This window comes from Methylophilus sp., from assembly GCF_052173275.1.
Lineage (GTDB): Bacteria > Pseudomonadota > Gammaproteobacteria > Burkholderiales > Methylophilaceae > Methylophilus.
In genome coordinates this window covers 311,877-335,380 of sequence record NZ_JBQMUL010000002.1, presented here as the reverse complement: position 1 = coordinate 335,380, position 23,504 = coordinate 311,877, and the positions used below count along the sequence as shown (strand labels likewise).

Sequence of the window (23,504 nt, the reverse complement as noted above, 5' to 3'; positions counted from 1 at the left end):
TTGATTTTGATGCTGTCTCATACAGTAGTGGGGTGGTAAATAATATTTACACTCATTTTGTAAGTCATTTAATATGACAGGGAAAGCGGCACCTGAAAGGGTAAGCGCCAGCCGCTTACATACGCTGACTTTTGCCGACAGGGAAAAATCGTCAGCACCTTGCGGGGTCTGTGTTTAATGATCATGTAGCGGAGTGATGTCATGAGTACGTCGCAGACTGTCAAGCATCATCAGCAATTGACGCAGCTCTATCTGGCGCTCAGTCAATGCAACCAGGCGATCGTGCAAAGCCATGATCGGCAGACCCTGTTTGAAAAAATCTGCCGCATCATCGTTGATTTTGGACACGCCAAACTGGTTTGGGTCGGTGAAGTGCAGCCGGAGACTAAACAGATCAGTATCGCCGCCGCATTTGGCACCGGGCTGGAATACCTCAATAAAATATCCATCTCGGCAGACCCGCAGGCGCCTAACGGCAGGGGCCCGTGTGGCCTGGCCATCGCCAATGATCAACCCTATTGGCTGCAAGATTTTCAGACTAATCCGGTGGCCGCATTATGGCATGCTTCGGCTTCGGAGTTCTCCTGGAAGGCGGCGGCGTTTTTGCCGCTGCACAGCGAAGGTAAAGTGGTGGCTTGCCTGTCGCTTTATACCTCTGAAGAGCAGGCGTTTGCGCCTGACATCCAGCGCTTATTGATTGATATGGTCGCCAATATCGATTTTGCGTTAGACCGTTTTGCGGTGCAGCAAGAACGTACCCAGTATCAGCAAAGTTTGCTCGCCAGTGAACAAAGAGCACAACTGGTGATGGAAAATGCGCTCGATGCGATCATCAATATGGATACTGGCGGTTTTATTATTGAATGGAACCTGGCAGCAGAGCGTATTTTCGGGCACCAGCGCGTGGATGTGGTGGGCAGGAGCCTGGGTGAGGTGATTGTACCGCCTGCTTATCGCGATGCGCACAACAAGGGCTTACAGCGATTGCAGCGCTCAGGCGAATCCAGGCTGCTAGGCCGCTCTATCGAAATCGCTGCCATGCGCAATGATGGCGCTGAGTTTCCGGTGGAGTTGACCATTATCGAAATCGAGCGCAACGGCGAACGCTATTACAGTGCGTTTTTGCGCGATATCACGGTGCGCAAAGAGGCGGAGCAGCGCATACAGTTCCTGGCTAATTATGACGCGCTGACTGGCCTGCCTAATCGCAACCTGCTCAATGAGCGCGTCACCGTGGAAATTGAGCGTGCCTGGGCGCAGGACGGCCAGTTCGCCCTGATGTTCCTCGACCTCGATCATTTCAAAGATGTGAATGACAGTCTGGGGCATCGCTATGGCGATAGCCTGTTGATCGAGCTGACCAAGCGCTTTCAAAACCTTGTGCGGCCTGAAGACACCATTTGCCGTCTGGGTGGCGATGAGTTCGTGTTCCTGCTGGCAGGCTCCGGGCATGACATTGCCCAGGAGGTCGTAGAGCGCTTACTCAAAGCGATCGAACAACCGCTGGTGATAGACCAATATCAACTGACGATCACGGCCTCTGTCGGCATCGCCATTTATCCCGATGATGGCCTGGATATCGAAAGCCTGCAACGTAATGCGGATGTCGCCATGTACCGCACCAAGAAGGAGAGTCGCAATGGCTACCGCTTCTTCAGCAACCAGATGCAGATCCAGACGGCCCGGCATCTGCAACTGGTGAATGCTTTACGGCAAGCGATCGCACTGGGGCAGCTGGCGGTGTATTACCAGCCACAAATGGACCTGACCACGCAGAAACTGGTGGGCCTGGAGGCCTTGTTGCGATGGCAGCATCCAAAATTGGGTGCGGTTTCTCCGGCTGAATTTATCCCGCTGGCAGAGTCCAGTGGCCTGATTATTTCTATCGGCAGCTGGGTGCTGGAGCAGGCGGTGCAGCAGATCCGGCAATGGCAACAGGCAGGCATTGCCGATATGTGCGTGTCAGTCAACTTATCCAGTGTCCAGTTCCGCAACCCCGGCTTGCCTGTGTTGATACAGGAAATCCTGCAGCGTTATGATGTCGAACCAAAATTTCTGGAGCTGGAGCTGACCGAAGGTGTTGCGCTGGAGAACCCTGAAGGCGCAGTCAGTATGATGGATACGCTGGATAAACTGGGCATACGCATGTCTATTGATGATTTTGGCACCGGGTATTCCTCTCTCAGTTACCTCAAGAAATTCAAGGTATGCAAACTTAAGATAGACCAGTCGTTTGTGCGCGATATTTCTACTGATGACGAAGATAAAGCCATCGTCATCGCCATCATTCACCTGGCGCGCAGCCTGGGGTTAAAAACCATCGCCGAAGGCGTGGAAACCGCCGAGCAGAAAGCCTTTTTGTTGTCGCATGGCTGCGATGAGATCCAGGGTTACCTGCTGAGTAAACCGATGAGCAGTCAACACGCGACCGCTTTTCTGCTAAAACATCAATAGGCATTGAGCCACTTCAAAACCTGCATTCTTTAAAGAAACAGGCGGGTATTACTTCATCCGTTTGTTCCCAGGCAGCCGAGCGTTACGCAAATAAAATGGTTGACTTAGTAAATGATAATAATTATCATTTACCTGTAGTTTAACGAAAAGGAGATTCATGATGAAGCGTCAAACTGTAGTAGGCAAGACCATGCTGGCAGGAAAAACGGCTTGTAAAGTGCTTTATCATAAATCATCGGACACGGTAGAAGTCGAAGTCGGTGGCACAACACTCAAATTCGAGGCAGACAGTTTTATCGTCATTAACGAAATGTTGCGCAAAGCGGCCGCCCGCATCGTCATGCAAACTGAAATAGAAATGAGCGTTTGAAAGGGTAATCATGCAGGCAGCCAGTATCAATCCCATGCGCTATGACCCGGCATTGCCTGATGCTGAGTCTGTCATGGCTTCTTTGCTTTATATCGCTACTTTATATATTAAAAAGCCAACCTACGAGCTGGCCAAGCAGGCGCTGCGGCTGGCTGAAACCTTAACCGCACCTGAGTATGCAGATTCGGACCTGATCTGCCGCGTTTCCCGCCGCATGTGTGTGCAATGGACGCTGCTGGTCAATGAACACGAGCAATCTGCGCCGCAGCCAGGTAACGCCGGCCACTCATTAACCCAGTTGAATGAAAATCCATCATGAGCGAGCATTCCATGTGTAAGAAAATTTTGTTATCAGGCCAAGCGGGTTTCCGTGTGCATTATTGCGAAACCCACGGCACCGTAGAGCTGGAGATCGGCGCCATGAGTCTGCGCCTCGATGAAGATGCGCTGGAAATGATGAGTGATTCCCTTGCAGAGTCAGTCAGCAAGTTGCAGGCACTGCAAGCAACCAAAGGTTCATTCGAGGCGTTTATGCGCCAATTGAAAAACGCCTGATTCAGGCACTGAACCTAACGCGCATTAAAAAAGGCAAGGACGGTCAAGTCATTGCCTTTTTAAGCTTGCAGCGGACATATTTATCCGCAACGAATAATCAGTCTGCCAGCTTGGCGCTAACGTTTTTAGTGAGCTCGCTCAATGTACTGTTCAGGGTCTGGAATGCGACATCTGAAAGACCGGTGTCACAGGCAACCCGTTTTTGAATATCTGACAGTTTGCTGCGCAGGTTTTTACCTTCTTCCGTCAGCGTCACAATCACCACACGCTCGTCATCTTTCTGGCGGGTGCGGGTAGTCAGTTTTTTCACTTCCAGGCGTTTAACAACCGGCGTGATCGTGGCCGGTTCCAGCAATAGTTTCTCAGCGATCTCTTTGATCGAAAGCTGCTTGAATTGCCACAAAGCGACCAGCACCAGATACTGCGGATAAGTTAAATTCAGTTTATCCAGATCCGGTTTGTAAGAACGGAGCAGGGCGTGGGTGGCGGAATAAAGTGAGAAACAAAGCTGATTTTCTAGGTATAAATTCGGCATGTTATTTAGTTATAATTGTCATCAATATAATCCAATGATTACAGCATCAATTTAAACTGATGTCTATAGTAGTTTTACGTAGAAATGTATGCATTTTGATACAACCTTCTTTACCAGATTAAATACAGGTTAAACTACGCTAAGACTGCCGTTTTTCTTAACAAATCCAGCCTGAATTCAATCAGGAAATACAGATTAAGTACGATAGAATGGGGTTACGCATATCGCTGGATATGCTGCAAATCTAGCCTCCATATTTATGCTGCCATCCATCACTTTTCTTGATCTTGAAACCACTGGCGCTACGCCGCTCAAAGACCGCATTACTGAAATTGCGCTGGTCCGTTTTGATGACGGTGTAGAAACTGCCCGCTGGCAGACGCTGGTCAATCCGCAAATGGACATTCCGCCATTTATTCAGTCATTGACCGGTATTAATAATGCCATGGTCGAACATGCCCCGCTGTTTTCCGAAGTGGCCAGCCAATTGTTGGCTTTTCTTGAAGGCACGGTGCTGGCCGCGCATAACGTACGCTTTGATCATGGCTTCCTCAAAACTGAGTTCAAGCGCCTGGGGATATCCCTGCAGCAAAAAGTGTTGTGTACTGTCAAACTCTCACGCCTGTTATATCCGCAACATTTCAGTCATGGCATTGATGCCATCGTTGCCAGGCACAACATGGTGGGCATCGCCCGTCACCGCGCCATGGGCGATGTTGAAGCGATATTGCGCATGCTGGCAGACGCCCGGCAGGAGCTGGGCGAAGCGGCCGTGCAATCTGCCGCGCAAAAGCTGATGGCAGCGCCGGTATTACCCGCTCATATTGATGCGAGTGTGATCGGCGAGTTGCCGGAAACGCCAGGCGTCTACCTGTTTTATGGCGAGAATGATGTGCCACTTTACATAGGCAAAGGCGTCAATGTACGCGCCCGCGTGCTGGCGCATTTTAGTGGCAATAAAGCTTCCAGCCGCGAGCAACGCCTGACAGAGGAGATCAGGCGCTTTGAGTGGATTCCCACCGCAGGTGAGCTCAGCGCCTTGCTGCTGGAAACACGGTTACTCAAAATGCAGAGGCCTTTGTATAACCGCCAGTTAACGCATGAGCAGTCCTTGTATAGCTGGCAACTGGATCCATTGTCACAACCGGTGGTCAGGCTGGTTGAGGCTGCTGACATAGACCCCAGTCAAATGGGCGGCCTGTTCGGCACTTTCAAGAGTAAAAAACAGGCGACTGAAGCACTGCGAAAAATAGCCGAGCGCAATGGCTTATGCCTCAAGGTACTGGGCCTGGAAGGTGATCGCAGTGGCCCTTGCGTCGCTTTTCAGCTCAAGCGCTGCAAAGGCGCGTGTTGCGGCCAGGAGTTAGCCGAGCTACATGGCTTGCGCCTGCAACAGGCGCTTATTGCGCACAAACTAAGTCTGTGGCCTTATGCCGGAAAAATCGGCATCGAGGAATACAATCACGAAAATGACCTGCGACAGATCCATGTGTTTGAGCATTGGGTCTATCTGGGCGTTGCTGCCAGCGATGAAGCGTTGCAAGCGCTGCGCACGCAAACAACGCCCCGCAGATTTGAGCTGGAAACCTACAAGCTGCTGCTCAAAGTATTGTCGCAAAAAAAGACCCGTGTACTGAACCTGGCGTCTTGAGAACGCCAGGCTAGCTTGCACGGGTTAAGGGGTAGTCGAAAGGCCTTGGCTGGTCAACTTCAGCCAGGCGTTTAGGCAGTTCGCTATTTTGGCAGGTAGAAAGTGCTGCCAGTGGTGACCGTCTCGCCGGAAGGCTGGGCGGTGACCTCAATGGTGATACGCTGGCTACCGGTTTTGTCTGAATGCGGCACCGCAAGGCTCAGCGGGATTAAAGCTTCTTCAGTGGCTCCCACCGTGAGTGACCGTTCACTTTCTATAGTGATATCTGCCATACCACTTGCCCGGATGCGATAGTGCTGAGGCTGTTCTGTAGCGTTCAGCAGATGAAGCTGGTACAGGTTCTCTACGCCTTGGGTCGTCTCGCGATACATGATATTACGGTCACGCATGATGTCGACTTTGAAGGCTGGTTTATGCAGCATGCTATAGGCCATCCAGCCGAAGATCAGCGCAAACAGCGCGCTATAGATCAGCACCCGCGGGCGCAGCATATGGCTTAACAAACCATGTTCACTAGTATTGCCACCGGCTGAAAAACGGATCAGCCCACGCGGATATTGCATTTTATCCATCACCTCATTGCAGGCATCAATGCACAGCCCGCAACTGATGCATTCATATTGCAGGCCCTGGCGGATATCGATCCCGACCGGGCACACTTGCACGCAGATGTTGCAATCTATGCAAGAGCCCAAACCCTCGGCCTTGAAATCCTGGCCTTTGCTGCGGCCACCACGCGGTTCGCCACGCGCACTATCGTACGCCACGATCAGGGTGTGATTATCAAACATGGCACTCTGGAAGCGGGCATAAGGACACATATGCTTGCAGACCTGCTCACGTAGAAACCCGGCATTGCCATAAGTGGCGATACTATAAAAGCCGAACCAGAACCATTCCCAGCCACTCAGCTGGAATTGCAGCAGCGCAGGCGAGAGTTCGCGGATAGGCGTGAAATAGCCGACAAACGACAGCCCAGTCAGCATGGCAAACCCCAGCCAGACACTATGCTTGCCTAGCTTGATGCCGGTTTTCCGTAATCCCCACGGTTGCGCATCCAGCTTCTGTCTGGCCATGCGGTCGCCTTCAATACGACGTTCCATCCATAAGAATATTTCTGTGTATACCGATTGCGGGCACGAGAAACCACACCACAAGCGGCCAGCGACAGCGGTAAACAAAAACAATCCCAGCGCGCACACGATCAGTAGCAGCGCCAGGTAAAACAGGTCCTGCGGAAAAATCACCATGCCGAACAGGTAAAAACGCTGTGCGTTTATATCCATTAAAAATGCCTGGCGTTCGCCATATTGCAACCACGGCAAGCCATAAAACACGATCTGCGTGAGCCAGATCATCAGCCAGCGCCAGTTTTTAAAATAGCCGCTGACGGTACGCGGATAAACCTTTGCGGTTTTCTGGTACAAAGAAATAGTTTTTTCAGTGACCGGAGCGGACACGATAGGAATCACGGTTTTGCTACGCGAGGCTTGCATGATGACACTCGAAAACGACTGGAGACGAGCGCACTATAGGCTGTTTACGCCTGTTAAAACAGATTCAGTTTTTAATTAAAAAACCATATCAGTTTTAACTGCTCGCTTGTGAAATCAGCTTGCCCAATGTCTGGATGGCCTGCAGGCTGGGTGTATTCAGTGGGTGGCCGTAATTGAGCCGGATGAAGTTGGCGTATTGCTGTTGCGATGAAAACATATGTCCGGGTGCCAGGCTGATGTTTTGGGCAATGGCCTGCTGAAAAAGCTGCAGGCTATCGCACTGTTCAGGCAATTGCATCCAGAAAAAATAGCCGCCTTGCGGCAGGTTAAAACGTACCTGCTCAGGAAAATACTGATGGATAGCCTGTGAGCATTGCAGTTGCTGCAACATGAGCTGGTGCCTGAGCTGGCGCAGGTATTTGTCATAACCGCCTTTGGCCAGATAGCTCGCCAGCGCATGTTGCGCCGGGATGGAGGTTGCCAGTGTGGTAGAGATTTTCAGGCGTGTGATCCGGTCAGTAAACCGGCCTGCCGATACCCAGCCCACGCGATAGCCCGGCGCCAGCGATTTTGAAAAAGAGCTGCAATGCATGACCCAGCCTTCGGTATCCCAGGCCTTGGCCGGCAGCGGGCGCTGCTTGCCAAAATACAATTCGCGATACACATCATCTTCGATCAGTGGCAGTTGATGGCGCGTGATCAATGCCACCAGTGCCTGTTTTTTATCTGCCGGCATCAGGCTGCCGGTGGGGTTTTGAAAATTGGTCATCAGCCAGCAGGCTTTGGGCTGATGCTGGAGAATGGCTTGTTCCAGCGCAACCAGATCTATGCCATGCTCAGGATGACTGGCCACTTCAATCGCGCGTAAGCCCATTCTTTCGATCGCTTGCAGGGCGGCATAAAAACTGGGTGATTCTATGATCACGCTATCGCCGGGTTGCGTGACTGCCGCCAGGCTGAGGTTGAGCGCCTCAAGCGCACCATTGGTTACCACAATATCTGCGGCGTCTGTTGGCGTACCATCCAGCTGGTAACGCAAGGCGATCTGGCGCCGCAGCTCAGAATCCCCTTGCCCGATATCACTGACCGTATCGGACGCTTGCATGCGGCGTACTGAAGCGACCATATGGTCAGCCAGTTTTGACAGCGGAAAATGCAGCGGGCTGGGAAATGCCGAGCCAAACGGCACGTGTTGCGGGTCTTTGATGCGGTCCAGCAGGGTAAATACCAGGTCGCTGACTTGCAAGGTAGTGGGCAGGCCGGTTTGCGCGGGGCTTGCCGGTGTGAGTGACCGTTCGCTACGCAATGGTCCGGCCACGTAATACCCCGAGCGCGGCCGGGTGACCAGCAGCCCGCGCGCCTCGAGTAAATAATAAGCCTGGAAAACGGTAGAGGCATTTACCTGCTTCAGCGCTTGTATCTGGCGTATGGAGGGCAGTTTATCGCCGCGCTTGAGCAGACCTTGCTGTATGGTGCTGGCGATTTCTTCAGCAATGATTTCGTATTTCTTCATGTGGCGACCTTGCGGTATCGTTGCCGGGCAACTGATATGGTAAATTAAATCCAAACTGAAGCTGTTTGGCAAGCGCGATTCTGTTTACGATGCTACTTTTTAAAAATGATCGTTTCTATCATGTCCCAGCTCATCATCAGCCATATTGAACGTTTGAACAAAAGGCATTACCTGCTCTGGCTCAGTGACGGGCAATCCATGCAGCTATCGATTACGGATATGTTCAATGTCAAAGTCATGCTGGCCGACCGGGAAGTCGCCTCTGCGCATTTCCAGCCATTAAGCTCCTTGAATAATATTGAAATGCCACCGCTGTACCGTATCAATGATTATCAGGCGCCCGGCGGTGTTTTTGCATTGATGGCAGATAGTTTTCTCAATGCCATATTAAGTGTGTATGCGTTCTACACACACGGTATAATCAAGCCCTGGCGCGCAGGACAGTCACCGAAATCGCTGACGACCTGATGGCCGACAATCTACCATCCGCATACGCTTGCGAATATCCGCAAATGTATTTGCATTATTGAATTAATTGCGTATAATTGCGGGTTCTTTAAAAGGCGACGTTTAAGGCATTTTTATGTACGCAGTGATCAAAACAGGTGGCAAACAGTACAAAGTTACCGCTGGTGAAAAATTAAAAGTTGAAAAATTAGTGGGTGACGTGGGCTCTACTGTTGTGATCGACAAAGTATTGTTGATTGCAAACGGTGAATCAACCACGATTGGTGCACCTTTGGTAGCCGGTGCTAAAGTCAGTGCCACTGTGGTATCACATGGCCGTGGCGACAAAGTGATGATCTTTAAAATGCGTCGTCGTAAGCACTATCGCAAGACTCAAGGTCATCGTCAGAGCTATACTGAAATTCAAATCGATACTATTTCTGCTTAATCGGCAGATTGCTAGAGTAAGGAATCAAACATGGCACACAAAAAAGCAGGCGGTAGTTCACGTAACGGTCGCGACTCACAAGCCAAACGCCTGGGCGTAAAAGCCTTTGGTGAAACAGTAGTTAACGCTGGCAGCATCATTGTTCGCCAACGTGGTACAAAAATGCATGCTGGCGAAAACGTTGGCATGGGTAAAGACCACACACTGTATGCACTGGTTGAAGGCAAAGTGAAATTTGCTGTTAAAGGCGCGTTGAAGCGTCACACAGTGAGCATCGAAGCGGTTTAATCGCAGATGTATGAAAAAAGCCCTGTCGCTTGACGGGGCTTTTTACTTTATAGTTATTAGATTGTGCCTTGTATGATTGCCTGTTACGGAGCTTCCATAACAGGCAATTTGAGATTTTAAGATGCAGTGCAAGGCGCACGGCGCAAACAAAACTGCAATGTACAATGTGTGCATGCGCATGTTGAGCATCGTGTCACGCAACAGTGCGCTTAAAAGGCAAATTGAATTATGAAGTTTATTGACGAAGCAACAATCAAAGTCTACGCCGGTGACGGCGGTAATGGCGTAGCCACATTCCGCCGTGAAAAATACGAGCCCATGGGCGGCCCCAACGGCGGTGATGGCGGCCGTGGCGGCTCGGTACTGGTGCTTGCAGACCGCAATATCAATACCCTGGTTGATTACCGCTACACGCGTACTTTCAAAGCGCAGCGCGGTGAAAATGGGAGTGGCTCCGATTGCTACGGCAAAGGCGGCGATGATATGGTGCTGCGTGTGCCTGTCGGCACGACCATCAGTGATAAAGCTACCGGCCATGCCATGGTGGACCTCAATGTCGACGGCCAACAGGTGATGATCGCCAGTGGCGGTAAGGGTGGCCTGGGCAATATCCACTTCAAAACCAGTACCAACCGCTCACCGCGCCAATGTACCAAGGGCGATCCTGGTGAAGCTTTCGAGCTGTATCTTGAGCTGAAAGTGCTGGCAGATGTCGGTTTGCTGGGCATGCCAAATGCCGGTAAATCTACATTTATCCGTTCTGTGTCTGCCGCCAAGCCTAAAGTGGCTGATTACCCGTTTACCACACTGCACCCTAATTTAGGCGTGGTGCGTGTGGATAGCAACCGCAGTTTCGTGATTGCCGATGTGCCTGGCCTGATTGAAGGCGCGGCGGAAGGTGCCGGATTGGGTCACCAGTTCTTGCGCCATCTGCAGCGGACCTCGTTATTGCTGCATCTGGTGGATATCGCACCGTTTGATGAGGTGGTGGATCCGGTAAAAGAAGCCAAAGCGATCGTGAATGAACTCAAGAAATACGATCAGGAACTGTATGACAAACCACGCTGGCTGGTGTTGAATAAAATCGACATGCTGCCTGACAGCGCAGAAAAAGTCGCAGAGTTTGTCAAAGCCTATGGCTGGGAAGGCCCCGTGTTCGCCATTTCTGCGATTAGCGGCATTGGTTGTAAAGAGCTGACCTACGCCATCATGGACCATATCGACCAGGCACGCGTACAGCGCCATGCTGAAGCTGACCTGGCACAGGCTGCGCCAGCGCCGCAAGTCATAGAATAAATAACCAATCATAAAAAATCAGCATGGGTGTCTCCCTCATTCAAGATAGCAAAACCCTGATTGTGAAGGTCGGGTCCAGCCTGGTGACCAATAATGGGCAGGGCCTGGACAGGGCGGCGATAGCTGCTTGGGCGGAGCAGATCAGCGCGCTGGTCAAACAGGGCAAGCAGGTGGTGCTGGTATCCAGTGGCGCAGTGGCTGAAGGCATGCAGCGCCTGGGCTGGAAAAAGCGCCCGGTGGAAATCAACGAGTTGCAAGCCGCCGCCGCCGTAGGGCAGATGGGACTGGTGCAAATGTATGAGCAATGTTTTGCACAACATGGGCTGCACACCGCACAATTGCTGTTGACGCATGATGATCTGGCTGACCGCAAGCGCTATCTCAATGCGCGTACCACGCTACGTACCTTGCTTGATTTGAATGTCATTCCTATCATTAATGAAAATGATACGGTGGTCACTGAAGAAATCCGCTTTGGCGACAATGACACGTTGGGTGCGCTGGTCGCCAACCTGATTGAAGCGGATGCACTGATCATCCTCACTGACCAGCAGGGGCTGTATTCAGCTGATCCGCGCAAAGATCCTTTAGCTATATTCGTACATGCCGAAATGGCAGGTAACCCGGCACTGGAAGCCATGGCAGGCGGTGCCGGCAGTGCCGTCGGTACTGGCGGCATGCTGACCAAGATACTCGCTGCCAAACGGGCTGCTAACAGTGGCGCACATACCGTCATTGCTTCAGGCCGCGAGCCAGAAGTGCTGCTTAGATTAAGCCAGGGCGAAGCGATAGGCACGCATCTGCAAGCCGGTAAAATGAAGATCATCGCCAAAAAGCAATGGCTGGCAGATCATTTGCGCCTGGGTGGAAAACTGGTGCTCGATGCGGGCGCGGTGAATGTCTTATGCAAAGATGGCAAAAGCCTGCTGCCGATAGGCGTGGTGGAAGTGCTGGGCCAGTTTGAGCGTGGTGATGTGGTGGCCTGTGTCGATGCCGAAGGCAAGGAATGGGCGCGCGGCATCGTCAACTATCATGCCAACGAAGTGCGCCGCATCATGCGCAAGCCGAGTAGCGAGATTAAAAACATACTTGGTTATGTAGAAGAAAAAGAATTGATCCACAGGGACAACCTTGTGCTGTTATAAACACAACGGTCGGGCATGCGCTTGCTGAATAAGCTGCATGGCCTGAAGTTTTGCATTAAAAAATTAACTAAAAAGGTTATGTGATATGAGTAAACCTCTGGTAGCCATCATTATGGGTTCTGACAGCGATTGGCCGGTGATGAGAAACGCCGCGCAGATGCTGGCCGATTTTGGCGTGGCTTATGAAGCGCGTGTGGTCTCTGCGCATCGTACGCCAGACCTGATGTTCGAGTTTGCGGAATCTGCTTCTGCTAACGGTTTCCAGGTCATTATCGCTGGTGCCGGTGGCGCCGCGCATTTGCCAGGCATGGTTGCAGCAAAAACCACCTTGCCGGTGCTGGGTGTGCCTGTGCCATCCAAGCATTTGCAAGGCCAGGATTCACTCCTTTCTATCGTGCAAATGCCAAAAGGCATTCCGGTCGCTACCTTTGCCATTGGTGATGCAGGCGCTGCGAATGCTGGTTTGTTTGCTGTCTCGGTATTAGCCAATCAGGATGCTGCCCTCGCTCAGAAGCTGGCAGATTTCCGCCAGAAGCAAGCCGAGAAAGTGCATGCCATGACGTTGCCTGAGCAGCCTTAATTTATATATATTCAATAAAACACGTACCCGGCGCAGAGTTTGATCACAATAAGAATAGCGGTATAAAGTAATTCTGTCAGGGCGTGATGGGGATGGTTGATGAGTTCGCAAGCAAGTATTCAGAATCAAGGTTTACATAATCAACATGGGGCAGGCGTGATCCAGCCACCAGCCATGCTAGGCATGCTGGGTGGTGGCCAGCTAGGCCGTTTTTTTGTGATTGCAGCCCATGAAATGGGTTACAAGGTCACCGTGCTGGACCCGGACAAAAGTAGCCCGGCCGCCAAGATCGCCGATGTGCATCTATGTGCTGCCTATGACGATGCCGCTGCTTTGCAAACCATGGCGCAGACCTGCCAGGCCATCTCAACTGAATTTGAAAACGTGCCTGCCGAAACACTGGCGACACTGGCACAGTCAACCGTGGTTCATCCTAGCGCCGCAGCCGTGGCCATTGCCCAGCACAGGATCAAGGAAAAAACATTTTTCAAGGAAGCCGGTTTGCCCATAGGCCCGTTTGTCGCGGTCAATAGCGAAAGCGATTTGCCAGCAGATGGCGACATGTATCCTGCCGTGCTGAAAGTGGCACGTTTTGGCTACGATGGTAAAGGTCAGGCGCGCGTAGCAAACCAGGCCGAAGCCAAAGCGGCCTTCCAGGGTTTCAAGCAGGAAGTCTGTGTGCTGGAGAAAATGCTGTCACTGGACCTGGAAGTGTCTGTGGTATTGGCGCGCGACGCACATGGCAATATTGCGGCCTTCCCGACTGCTGAAAACAGCCATTTAAATGGCATCCTCGATGTCAGCATCGCGCCGGCCCGTTGCTCTGAAGTGATTAAAGCCAATGCGCAGGAACTGGCTAAAAAGCTGGCCAATCAACTCAACTATGTCGGTGTACTGGGCGTAGAGTTTTTTGTGGTGGGCAACCAGTTACTGATTAACGAAATTGCGCCACGCCCGCATAATTCCGGCCACTACACAGTGGATGCCTGCATCACCAACCAGTTTGAACAGCAGGTGCGCGTGATCACCGGCCAGGCTTTGGGTAATCCAGGGTTACATAGCAATGCCGTGATGGTGAATATTCTGGGTGACAGCTGGCTGTATAGTGGCCAGCAGCAAGACCCCGCCTGGGATAAGGCGTTTGCGCATGCCAACCTCAAAATGCATTTTTATGGCAAACAAGAGCCGCGCAAAGGCCGCAAGATGGGCCACTTCACCGTGATTGGTGACGATGCGCAAGCGGTATTGAATACCGCCAAAGTGGCACGCAGCGAATTGCATATAGGCGAATAACTTTTTCAGCATATGAAAATGCCCGGGTATCCGGGCATTTTTTTGAACCGATTCCTGAATTGCAGGGCGCGTTACTCCGGAAGAATACTTCTTTGTTACCGTCGATACACGACACAAGGAGTGTGCTGAATGTTACTGTTTAATCACGTCACTTATTTAATACGCTAACGGTTTAATCAGGAGATGTCAGGCCATAAAAAAAGCCGGACATCTGTCCGGCTTTTTTAGTAAGCACCCCTACTGAAATTATTCAGCAGCTTTTTTCGCGCGAGGCTTGGCAGCAGCTTTTTTGGCTGGCGCGGCTTCGGCTTTAGCAGCAGCTTTTTTCGGAGCTGCTTTAGGAGCAACTGCTTTTTTCACAGAAGTCAAAGTTGCAGGTGCGTCACCTGACAATGCTTTGATCGCAGCTGTCAAACGGCTCTTGTGACGGGCAGCTTTGTTTTTGTGAATGATTTTTTTGTCAGCGATACGGTCGATCACGCTCACGTTTTCCTGGTATGACGCGACTGCAGCAGCTTTGTCACCAGTTTGAATTGCCTTGATTACTTTTTTAATCGCAGTGCGCAAAGTTGAACGTAACGCAGCGTTGTGCGCGTTCACTTTTACGGATTGGCGCGCGCGTTTGCGTGCTTGTGCGGTATTTGCCATATTCGTTTATCCTGTAACTTTTCAAAAGGGGTGTAATACGAAACCGTGCATAATACTGTTTTTGCTTCGTTTTTGCAAGGCGAAAATCATATTTCTGCGGATTCTAATGCTGCTTATAAATAGTCGCGTGGTAAAATCGCCCGACTCTAAAAACAATTGTTCTGGACGTTTTAAAACATGCGGGTCGAATGATAAAGCAATTGCCATTCGCACGGACTGTTTTTTACCAGACTGCCGGAAGCCTGAACACCCCATATGAACTTGCTTAAAGCTTTGGCCACCGTGGGTGGCATGACGTTTATCTCGCGCCTGCTGGGGTTTTTGCGGGATACGCTGATTGCCCGTATTTTTGGCGCAGGTATGGCGACCGATGCTTTCTTTGTCGCGTTCAAAATCCCTAATTTGTTGCGACGCATCTCGGGCGAGGGCGCGTTCAGCCAGGCGTTCGTGCCTATCCTTTCCGAGTACCGCAAGCAGCGCACACCAGAAGCCACCAAAGCGTTGATCAACCATGTCTCCAGCTTGCTGGGTTTGTTTCTGGTTGGTATCACCATTGTCGGCATGCTGGCGGCACCACTGATCGTGCGGCTGACGTCACCAGGCTTTGTCAGTGATCCGGCCAAGTTTGCGCTGACCATCGATTTGTTGCGCATCACCTTTCCTTATATATTGTTTATTTCGCTGGTGTCTATGGCCGGGGGTGTGCTCAACGCGCACAGCAAGTTCCAGGTGCCAGCCTTTACCCCGGTGTGGCTGAACCTGAGCTTTATCACAGCGGCTTTGTTTGTCGCGCCATACTTTAATAATTCAGTATATGTGCTGGCGTGGGCGGTGTTTGTCGGTGGCATCATCCAGTTGCTGTATCAACTGCCATATCTGCAAAAAATCGGCATGTTGCCGCGTTACGCGTTAAACACGCAGGATGAAGGGGTGCGCCGTATACTCAAGTTGATGGGGCCAGCGATTTTCGGCGTGTCTGTGGCACAGATTTCAATCGTGCTGAATAACATATTCGCCTCATTTATGCCGACTGGCAGCGTGTCGTGGCTCTATTATGCGGACCGTTTGATGGAGTTCCCCACCGGTGTACTGGGTGTGGCTTTAGGCACGATTTTATTGCCGAGCTTATCCAAGGCGCATGTGGATAAATCGTCCGCCGAGTTTTCACAATTGCTGGACTGGGGCTTGCGCCTGACCTTTATGCTGGCGATCCCGGCTGCTGTCGCCATGGCGGTACTTTCCAAGCCGCTGGTCGCCAGCCTGTTCTATTACGGTAAATTTACCGCGATTGATGTGGCACAAACCGAGCGCGCGTTGATCGCTTATAGTCTGAGTTTACTGGGTCTGATCATGGTAAAAGTCCTGGCACCCGGCTTTTACGCACGGCAGAATGTCAAAACGCCGGTCAAGATCGCTATCTTTACCCTGGTCATCACACAAGTGCTCAATGTGTTATTCCTTTATTTTACGCCTCTGCGCCATGCCGGATTGGCCTTGGCGGTGGGGCTGGGCGCCTGTTTGAATGCCAGTTTATTATGGGTGACGCTACAGCGTAGCGGCTCGTTCGTGCCGAATAAGGGCTGGTTTTTGTTCCTCGCCAAATTGTTAGTGGCTGTTACTGTGATGGCCATCGCGCTGCAACTGGTGGCAAACTGGTCGGGCGACTGGCTGGCCATGCCAGCCTTGCCGCGCCTGTTGCACCTGGCTGGCATCGTAGTCATGGGCATGCTGGTTTATTTCTCCATGCTGGGATTGCTGGGTTTCCGTCCCCGCGACTTTATGAAACGAGTGGCTAAATAATGCAAATCTTCCGCCATATCCCGCTATCTTCTGCACCGGCAGCGATCGCGATTGGTAACTTTGATGGCATGCACCTGGGCCATCAGGCCTTGTTGCGCCAGTTGATAGCCTATGCACAAACCTACCGTATCGTGCCTGCAGTGATGACGTTTGAGCCACACCCGCGCGAATTTTTTGTGCCGCAAAACGCGCCTGCACGGCTGGCTTCCATGCGCGAGAAGCTGGAGTATTTTGCCGAGTCTGGTGTGCAACGTGTCTATGTGCAACGATTTAGCCATGCTTTTGCCGCGCAAAGCCCGGCCACTTTTATGCAGGTATTGCGCCAGCAGTTAAACGCCAATGTGGTCATGGTCGGTGAAGATTTCTGTTTTGGGGCCAAACGCGCAGGCAGTGTGCAAACCCTGATCGAACATGGTTTTAACGTGATCCCCCTGCCAGAAGTGCAGCTAAACGGTGAGCGTGTTTCCAGCACGCTGGTGCGTGATGCGCTGGCAGCAGGCGAGTTTGCAAAAGCGCATACCTTGCTCGGGCGCTCTTACAGCATCAGCGGCACAGTGGTACATGGCGCCAAGCTGGGGCGGCAACTGGGTTTCCCCACCGCCAATGTACATATGCGTCACGAGCGGCCTGCACTGACCGGGGTTTATGCGGTAAAATTGAACGGTTTACCGGCAGTGGCCAATTTGGGCGTACGGCCTACCCTGGAAGGCATCCCAAAACTGAAACTCGAAGTGCATGTGTTTGATTTTTCTGGTGATTTATATGGCCAGCATGTTCATGTGCAGTTTCTGCACAAGTTACGGGATGAAATGAAGTTTAACGGGCTGGATGCGCTCAAGGCGCAAATCGCCGCAGATGTAGAGCAGGCGAAATATTACTTCCTGTCTGGCACCCCTGAATAACATAAGTAGCTGTGACATGGTGCCCTGCCTGAACTAGGTGCAGGGCATACAATATTGAGATTTTTAAATGACTGACCAAAGCAAAGATTCCAAATACCCGCTGAATTTACCTGAGACCAGCTTCCCCATGCGTGGCGACCTCGCCAAGCGCGAACCTGCCTGGCTCAGCAGCTGGCAGCAACGCAAGGTGTATGAGCGTATCCGTAGCAAGCGCCAGGGGGCGAAGAAATTCATCCTGCATGATGGCCCGCCGTATGCCAACGGCGACATTCATATTGGTCATGCGGTCAATAAGATCCTCAAAGATATCATCGTCAAATCCAAAACCATGAGTGGTTTTGACGCCCCCTATGTGCCGGGCTGGGATTGTCACGGCCTGCCGATCGAGCTGGTGGTTGAAAAAGCACATGGCAAGAATATAGCTCCGGCCAAGTTCCGCGAGCTGTGCCGCGCCTATGCGGCCGAGCAGGTAGAGAAACAGAAAAAAGATTTTATCCGTCTGGGCGTCTTTGGCGACTGGGATCATCCTTACCTGACCATGGCCTTTGATACCGAAGCGGACATCATGCGTGCGTTGGGCGATATCTATAAAAATGGTTACCTGTATCAGGGTAGCAAGCCGGTGCACTGGTGTGTGGACTGCGGTTCAGCCCTGGCGGAAGCGGAAGTGGAATACGAAGATGTAAACTCGCCAGCGATTGATGTCGGGTTTAAAGTGGTGGATAACGCGGCTTTGGCTAAAGCGTTTGGTTTGGATAAAGTTGAAGGCGATGTTTTTGCCATCATCTGGACCACGACGCCATGGACGCTACCTGCCAACCAGGCTGTGAGCGTGAATGCCGAGCTGGAGTATGACCTGATTCAAACCAGCAAGGGCTTGCTCATCCTTGCGCGCGAGCTGGCTGAAAAAACGCTGGTGCGCTATGCCGAAGAAAATACCTCTGTGCTTGCCAGCGCAAAAGGTGACGCCTTGCGTGGATTGCAATTACAACACCCGTTCGATAACCGGCAGGTGCCTGTCATCACTGGCGACCACGTCACCACCGAAGCCGGTACCGGCCTGGTGCATACCGCGGCTGCACACGGTAACGATGACTGGCTGGTCATGCGTGCTAATTTCCCGAACGAAAAGCCGCGCGTACTCATTGGTGGCGATGGCAAGTTCTTTAACAGTGAACTGGTAGAACTGGCTGAGATCCGTGACCTCAGCCGTCAGGATGCCAACAAAATCATCCTGGCCAAGTTGCAGGAAAACGGTGTGCTGTTTGCTTCTGCGCGTTTGAATCACAGTTTTCCGCATTGCTGGCGCCATAAAACGCCGTTGATGCAACTGGCGACACATCAATGGTTCATTGGCATGAACGCGGTCGGCACTGATGGCAAGGCTTTGCGTGCGCAAGCCAATACGGCGGTGGATGCTACCGCGTTTTACCCCAGCTGGGGCCGTGCTCGCCTGGAAGCGATGATCAAGAATCGCCCCGACTGGTGTGTGTCGCGTCAGCGTAACTGGGGCGTGCCTATGCCGTTTTTTGTGCATAAGGAAACCGGCGCTCCGCATCCTGAGACCTTGAATCTGCTGGAGATCGTCTGCAAACAGGTCGAGCAACAAGGCGTAGAAGCCTGGTTCAGCCTGGATGGCGATGCTTTCCTGAATCAGCACGCGCCTGCCAATGCCGCGCAATACAAGAAAGTCACTGATACCCTAGATGTCTGGTTTGACTCCGGCGCCACGCATTACGCGGTGATCCGTTCCGCGCAACATCCCTCACTGGCGGCAGAAGCCAAACTGCGTGCTGCGGCAGGCAAGCCGGTGGCGGATTTATACCTGGAAGGTTCTGACCAGCACAGAGGCTGGTTCCAGTCCAGCCTGCTGACCGGCTGCGCGATTGACGGCCATGCGCCATACAACGCCTTGCTGACCCACGGTTTTGTGGTGGATGGTGCTGGCCACAAAATGAGTAAATCCAAAGGCAACGTGGTCGCGCCGCAAAAGGTGATGGATACCTACGGCGCCGATATCCTGCGCTTATGGGTCGCTTCAACGGATTATTCCGGTGAGCTGACCATCAGTGATGAGATCCTGAAACGGGTCGCCGATGGCTACCGCCGTATCCGCAATACTTTGCGCTTTTTGCTTTCTAACCTGGCGGATTTCGATGCGAACAAAGATCTACTGCCAGTAGAGCAATGGCTGGAAATCGACCGTTACGCCTTGCATCTGACACATGAATTGCAGGCAGGGATTCTGGCCGATTACGACCAATACGAATTCCACCTGGCTGTGCAGAAATTTGTCGGTTTCTGTTCTGAAGACCTAGGCGGTTTCTACCTGGATATCCTCAAAGACCGCCTGTATACCAGCGGTGAGACCTCGCATGCGCGCCGTGCGGCGCAAAGTGCGTTGTACCATATCACACATACTTTAATGCGTTTGATGGCGCCGATTTTGAGCTTTACCGCAGATGAGATTTGGCAGACCTTAGGCCTGGATGCACAAGCAACCGTATTTGAAGAAGACTGGTACGCTTTGCCTGCGCATGGTTTGAGCGACACGCAATTGCAGCACTGGCAGGCCCTGATCGATTGGCGCGGCCAGGCCGCCAAGGAAATCGAACTGCTGCGCGGTGAAGGCAAGGTTGGCTCATCGCTGCAAGCAGAACTGGAGTTTCATGTAGCGGGTGAAGTATTTGAGGCGCTGAGCAGTCTGCAAGATGACTTGCGCTTTGTCACCATTACTTCTGCCGCGACGACTTTTAAAGTGGCGGATGCGGCGGCGCAGAAAATCCTGGTGAAACCAAGTGCTTACCAAAAATGCGACCGTTGCTGGCATTACCGTGCCGATGTGGGCAGTGATGCGGCACACCCGACTATTTGCGGCCGCTGCGTGAGCAACCTGTTTGGTAGCGGTGAAGTGCGCACCTATGCCTAAATTCAATACCCTGAATGTGCGTTCGGCGCTGCCGTGGCTGGTGTTGAGCGCAGTGGTGATCGTGCTCGATTTGTATACCAAACATCTGGTTCAACAGGCTTTTGTGTATGGCGAGCATGTGCCGGTCACGGGGTTCTTTGACCTGGTGCGCTATCACAACACCGGCGCGGCTTTCAGTTTTCTCGCCAATGCCGGTGGCTGGCAGCACGGATTTTTTACCGCAGTATCTACCTTGGCATCGGTAGTGATGTTGTATTTGCTGGTCAAGCAGCCACACAAAACACTGTTCTGTTTTGGCATCGCCCTGGTGTTGGGTGGCGCGCTGGGTAATTTATACGATAGACTGACATTGGGCTATGTGGTCGATTTCCTGCTGTTTTACTACCAGCAATGGGCGTGGCCCGCATTCAATGTGGCCGACAGTGCGATTTGTGTAGGAGTGGGCGTGCTGGTACTGGATAGTTTTAAAAATCCGACCTGATCACCGCCAGGTGAAAAGGAGTGCGTATGGAAGGGCTGGAATACACGTTTTCGGAGACGATCAAAATCTGGCAGGGCAGCAAAAGCACCTGGCATTATGTGAGTTTGCCCATGGCCATCTGTGAAGAAATTCATACGCTCAATCAATACCATCAAACCAAACGACGGGGGTGGGGCGCAGTGAAAGTAGATGCCGTGTTAAATGATCAGCATTGGCAGACTTCGATTTTTCCGGCGTTTGGTGATGGGCGTTATGCCTTGTTCCTAAAGGCAGACGTGCGTAAAAAAGCCGCTGTCGTTGTCGGCGACCAGGTCAGCGTAGAACTCAAGGTTCGCTATTAAGCGGAGGATGCAGCTTGTGCTTGCTTAAGCAGCGCCTGAATATTTTCTACAGGCATCGGCCTGCCTAGCAAAAATCCCTGTATACAATCGCACTCGGTAGTACGCAAAAAATCCAGCTGTGCTTGGGTTTCTATGCCTTCCACAACCACCGAAATACCCAGAATCCTGGCGGTTTTTACAATGGTGCTGACGATCTCGCTATCGGCACTGCTCTCCGGCACATCCAGCATAAATGCACGGTCTATCTTGAGTTCATCGAGCGGCAAATGTTTCAGTTTAAACAGCGAAGAATTACCGACGCCAAAATCGTCCAGTGAGATACGCACGCCAGTGGCTTTCAATTGTTGCAGGATTTCAAGTGCTTGCTCTTCATGATCAAACACGGCACTTTCGGTGATTTCCAGCGTCACCAATGCCGGAGACAAAGCATTTCTTTTCAATTGCTCTGCAATGTGCAAGGGTAAGTGGTGGTCGCGGAACTGGCGCGGAGAAATGTTGATAGATAGGCCGATGGGCGTTTTGTTTGACTGCACCAGTATCGATAAATGCCGGAAAGCTTCGGTAATCACCCACTCACCGATAGGCACAATCAGCCCAGACTGTTCAGCATAGGGAATAAAATCCGCCGGGCAAATGGTTTCACCCTTGGCGGTTTTCCAGCGGATCAAAGCTTCTACCGAAGCGATGCGTGGCGGATCATCTTGTTCCAGGCTGAATATGGGCTGGAATAATAAAAAGAATTCCTGCTTTTTGATGGCCTTGCGTAGCTGGATATCCAGCGTGAAACGGTTTTGGGCCTGCCGCGTCTGTTCTTTGCGGTAGAAGAAAAAGGAATGCTGACCAGAGCGCTTGGCATGTGTCAGTGCCGTATTGGCATTGCGCGTGAGTTGTTCGGCATTATCGGCATCACGCGGATATATGCTGATGCCTATGCAAGCATCCAGTATCAGCTCGTGATCATTGATCAATACGGGTTTATGCACAATGCTGCAAAGATTATTCGCCAGTTGCATTAACTGGCTATCGGTTTTGTGATGGGGGATGATCAAGGCGAATTTATCGCCATGCACACGCCCCAGCTCGCCGCATTCATGGTTGATATATTGCAGACGCTGGGAAATCTCACGCAAAAAAGCATCGCCGGTTTTGTGGTCAAAACTGTCGTTAATACTTTGGAAATGCCTTAGATCCAGGATAAGCAAGGTCACCATGCCACTGTCACTGGCCGCATTGATCACGGCATGCTCCAGCATATTCAGCATGGCAATGCGGTTATGCAGACCTGTGAGCGGGTCAGTACGTGAGAGCTGCAAGTATTCTTTGTCTTTTTCTGCCAGCCGCTTTTCTGCGCGTAACAGTTTCTCGCTTTCACCCAACAAAATGCTTTGCCGGATGGCGGAAAACACCAGGATGGCAACGACTGAGGCGATCGCCACATGGTAAGCGTAAGGATGTGGGCCGCTTTGCCACCAGACCATTAACAGCGAGCTGAGGCCGAATACAAACGCGATCATGGGGATCCAGTTGCGTAGTCTGCGGCACTGCTGGAGGTAAGCGCCTTGTGTCGCAATACGCACCTGCCAGCCATAAAGCCCCCCGCCTATGAGCAGGTCAGCCACAGAAAAGCCGGCATTAATCAAAAGGCTGGTTTGCGGGAGATGGTTGAGGGCGTTCAGGTTCCATTGCATCCAGCATAAGCCTTCCAGCGTCAGCCCGGCACTTAGCAACAGCCAGGGCATCATCCATGTCGGTCTTAAATAGGGGATCAATAGTAGAGAGACCAGTGCCGCGCTCAGCATGCTGACCGGGTAAGCGGTGAGCACTGCCAGTTGCACAGGGGTCACATCGGCTGATTTCGGTAGATAGGAGATGAGGATATACCCCAGGATAGCCATGCTGAATGACAGTGCATCAATGATAAATGCCCAGCTTTTGGAGTGTGACAGTTGGCTACGTAACGCAATAATGAAACCAATGATCAGGCATGGCCCCATCATTGGATAAAAGATGTCAGACTGTTCGGGGAAGTCGGCATGGCGGGTAAACACCTCGAATACCCATAAGATGCCCCCCGTGAAATAGGCTAGGGTGGCGATGACAAACCAGCGCTTGAACGGACGATGTGCAGGACTGGCACCGAGATACCCCAGCACGGCCAGCACCAGGCAAGCCGTGTTGGTCGTGAGCCAGTGCATATTGTTCAGCCACAGGGTGGTTAGCGGTGCCGTGTAGAAAGTGGCGGCAGTACAGATGACTAAAACCGATAACGCAACAACAATAACTTTACTTGAAAGTGTCATGAAGCCCCCCGTTTTTTCTAATTCTAACAAGG

22 protein-coding genes are annotated in these 23,504 nt (G+C 51.8%); 17 read left to right on the top strand and 5 right to left on the bottom strand.

The genetic code is table 11. The features are described 5' to 3' along the window. Nucleotides 1-201: 201 nt before the first annotated feature. From ACTS9Y_RS03070 to ACTS9Y_RS03055, 4 genes are all read left to right on the top strand, one after another. Nucleotides 202-2,454: a putative bifunctional diguanylate cyclase/phosphodiesterase gene (locus ACTS9Y_RS03070; protein ID WP_442584543.1), complete on the top strand. Its 2,253-nt coding sequence runs from the start codon at nt 202-204 to the stop codon at nt 2,452-2,454. A gap of 160 nt (nt 2,455-2,614) precedes the next feature. Next, nucleotides 2,615-2,824, top strand: a complete 210-nt coding sequence (locus ACTS9Y_RS03065; RefSeq protein ID WP_442584542.1) for a hypothetical protein — start codon at nt 2,615-2,617, stop codon at nt 2,822-2,824. Nucleotides 2,825-2,834: 10 nt separating this feature from the next. Next, on the top strand, nt 2,835-3,143 hold the full coding sequence (locus ACTS9Y_RS03060) for a hypothetical protein (RefSeq protein ID WP_442584541.1): 309 nt from the start codon (nt 2,835-2,837) through the stop codon (nt 3,141-3,143). Between the two features lie 11 nt (nt 3,144-3,154). Then, nucleotides 3,155-3,379, top strand: coding sequence for a hypothetical protein (locus ACTS9Y_RS03055; RefSeq protein WP_442584540.1), 225 nt, complete (start codon nt 3,155-3,157; stop codon nt 3,377-3,379). A gap of 97 nt (nt 3,380-3,476) precedes the next feature. On the opposite strand, the gene ACTS9Y_RS03050 is transcribed toward ACTS9Y_RS03055, so the two are convergent. Beyond that, a complete protein-coding gene (locus ACTS9Y_RS03050; RefSeq protein ID WP_442584539.1) occupies nt 3,477-3,914 on the bottom strand; it encodes a MarR family winged helix-turn-helix transcriptional regulator in 438 nt (145 codons plus the stop codon). Between the two features lie 259 nt (nt 3,915-4,173). Between ACTS9Y_RS03050 and ACTS9Y_RS03045 the strand changes: the two genes are divergently transcribed. Then, nucleotides 4,174-5,565: an exonuclease domain-containing protein gene (locus ACTS9Y_RS03045; RefSeq protein WP_442584538.1), complete on the top strand. Its 1,392-nt coding sequence runs from the start codon at nt 4,174-4,176 to the stop codon at nt 5,563-5,565. A gap of 83 nt (nt 5,566-5,648) precedes the next feature. Here ACTS9Y_RS03045 and ccoG read toward each other — a convergent pair whose 3' ends face one another. Together ccoG and ACTS9Y_RS03035 are read right to left on the bottom strand one after the other, a co-directional pair. Continuing rightward, nucleotides 5,649-7,061, bottom strand: a complete 1,413-nt coding sequence (gene ccoG / locus ACTS9Y_RS03040; RefSeq protein ID WP_442584537.1) for a cytochrome c oxidase accessory protein CcoG — start codon at nt 7,059-7,061, stop codon at nt 5,649-5,651. A gap of 94 nt (nt 7,062-7,155) precedes the next feature. Further along, nucleotides 7,156-8,574 (bottom strand): aminotransferase-like domain-containing protein, encoded by a 1,419-nt coding sequence (locus ACTS9Y_RS03035; RefSeq protein ID WP_442584536.1) that lies wholly within the window; start codon nt 8,572-8,574, stop codon nt 7,156-7,158. Nucleotides 8,575-8,694: 120 nt separating this feature from the next. Between ACTS9Y_RS03035 and ACTS9Y_RS03030 the strand changes: the two genes are divergently transcribed. From ACTS9Y_RS03030 to ACTS9Y_RS03000, 7 genes are all read left to right on the top strand, one after another. Beyond that, nucleotides 8,695-9,042: a hypothetical protein gene (locus ACTS9Y_RS03030; RefSeq protein WP_442584535.1), complete on the top strand. Its 348-nt coding sequence runs from the start codon at nt 8,695-8,697 to the stop codon at nt 9,040-9,042. A gap of 115 nt (nt 9,043-9,157) precedes the next feature. Further along, nucleotides 9,158-9,469 (top strand): 50S ribosomal protein L21, encoded by a 312-nt coding sequence (gene rplU, locus ACTS9Y_RS03025; RefSeq protein WP_442584534.1) that lies wholly within the window; start codon nt 9,158-9,160, stop codon nt 9,467-9,469. Between the two features lie 30 nt (nt 9,470-9,499). Continuing rightward, nucleotides 9,500-9,757 (top strand): 50S ribosomal protein L27, encoded by a 258-nt coding sequence (rpmA, locus tag ACTS9Y_RS03020; protein WP_049637894.1) that lies wholly within the window; start codon nt 9,500-9,502, stop codon nt 9,755-9,757. Nucleotides 9,758-9,985: 228 nt separating this feature from the next. Further along, complete coding sequence (cgtA, locus tag ACTS9Y_RS03015) at nt 9,986-11,053, top strand: Obg family GTPase CgtA (RefSeq protein WP_442584533.1); 1,068 nt, start codon at nt 9,986-9,988, stop codon at nt 11,051-11,053. Nucleotides 11,054-11,076: 23 nt separating this feature from the next. Beyond that, nucleotides 11,077-12,198: a glutamate 5-kinase gene (proB, locus tag ACTS9Y_RS03010; protein ID WP_442584532.1), complete on the top strand. Its 1,122-nt coding sequence runs from the start codon at nt 11,077-11,079 to the stop codon at nt 12,196-12,198. Nucleotides 12,199-12,283: 85 nt separating this feature from the next. Next, nucleotides 12,284-12,778 carry a 5-(carboxyamino)imidazole ribonucleotide mutase gene (gene purE, locus ACTS9Y_RS03005; RefSeq protein ID WP_442584531.1) on the top strand — a complete coding sequence of 165 codons (495 nt, stop codon included), beginning with the start codon at nt 12,284-12,286 and terminating at the stop codon, nt 12,776-12,778. A gap of 99 nt (nt 12,779-12,877) precedes the next feature. Further along, a complete protein-coding gene (locus tag ACTS9Y_RS03000; protein WP_442584530.1) occupies nt 12,878-14,071 on the top strand; it encodes a 5-(carboxyamino)imidazole ribonucleotide synthase in 1,194 nt (397 codons plus the stop codon). 246 nt (nt 14,072-14,317) lie between these two features. Here the strand turns inward: ACTS9Y_RS03000 and rpsT are convergent, their stop codons facing one another. Beyond that, nucleotides 14,318-14,719 carry a 30S ribosomal protein S20 gene (rpsT, locus tag ACTS9Y_RS02995; RefSeq protein WP_082487973.1) on the bottom strand — a complete coding sequence of 134 codons (402 nt, stop codon included), beginning with the start codon at nt 14,717-14,719 and terminating at the stop codon, nt 14,318-14,320. A gap of 255 nt (nt 14,720-14,974) precedes the next feature. Between rpsT and murJ the strand changes: the two genes are divergently transcribed. The 5 genes from murJ (at nt 14,975) to ACTS9Y_RS02970 (ending at nt 21,172) form a co-directional block, all read left to right on the top strand. Continuing rightward, nucleotides 14,975-16,519 (top strand): murein biosynthesis integral membrane protein MurJ, encoded by a 1,545-nt coding sequence (gene murJ / locus ACTS9Y_RS02990; protein WP_442584529.1) that lies wholly within the window; start codon nt 14,975-14,977, stop codon nt 16,517-16,519. Continuing rightward, on the top strand, nt 16,519-17,421 hold the full coding sequence (locus ACTS9Y_RS02985; RefSeq protein ID WP_442584528.1) for a bifunctional riboflavin kinase/FAD synthetase: 903 nt from the start codon (nt 16,519-16,521) through the stop codon (nt 17,419-17,421). The genes murJ and ACTS9Y_RS02985 overlap by 1 nt, the downstream gene beginning before the upstream one ends. A 67-nt stretch (nt 17,422-17,488) precedes the next feature. Beyond that, on the top strand, nt 17,489-20,350 hold the full coding sequence (gene ileS / locus ACTS9Y_RS02980) for an isoleucine--tRNA ligase (protein WP_442584527.1): 2,862 nt from the start codon (nt 17,489-17,491) through the stop codon (nt 20,348-20,350). Next, nucleotides 20,343-20,831, top strand: coding sequence for a signal peptidase II (lspA, locus tag ACTS9Y_RS02975; RefSeq protein ID WP_442584526.1), 489 nt, complete (start codon nt 20,343-20,345; stop codon nt 20,829-20,831). The genes ileS and lspA overlap by 8 nt, the downstream gene beginning before the upstream one ends. A gap of 26 nt (nt 20,832-20,857) precedes the next feature. After that, complete coding sequence (locus tag ACTS9Y_RS02970) at nt 20,858-21,172, top strand: DUF1905 domain-containing protein (RefSeq protein WP_442584525.1); 315 nt, start codon at nt 20,858-20,860, stop codon at nt 21,170-21,172. On the opposite strand, the gene ACTS9Y_RS02965 is transcribed toward ACTS9Y_RS02970, so the two are convergent. Further along, the gene (locus tag ACTS9Y_RS02965) at nt 21,169-23,472 is read right to left on the bottom strand and encodes a putative bifunctional diguanylate cyclase/phosphodiesterase (RefSeq protein ID WP_442584524.1); all 2,304 of its coding nucleotides are present in this window, start codon (nt 23,470-23,472) and stop codon (nt 21,169-21,171) included. The genes ACTS9Y_RS02970 and ACTS9Y_RS02965 overlap by 4 nt on opposite strands. Nucleotides 23,473-23,504 lie beyond the last annotated feature (32 nt).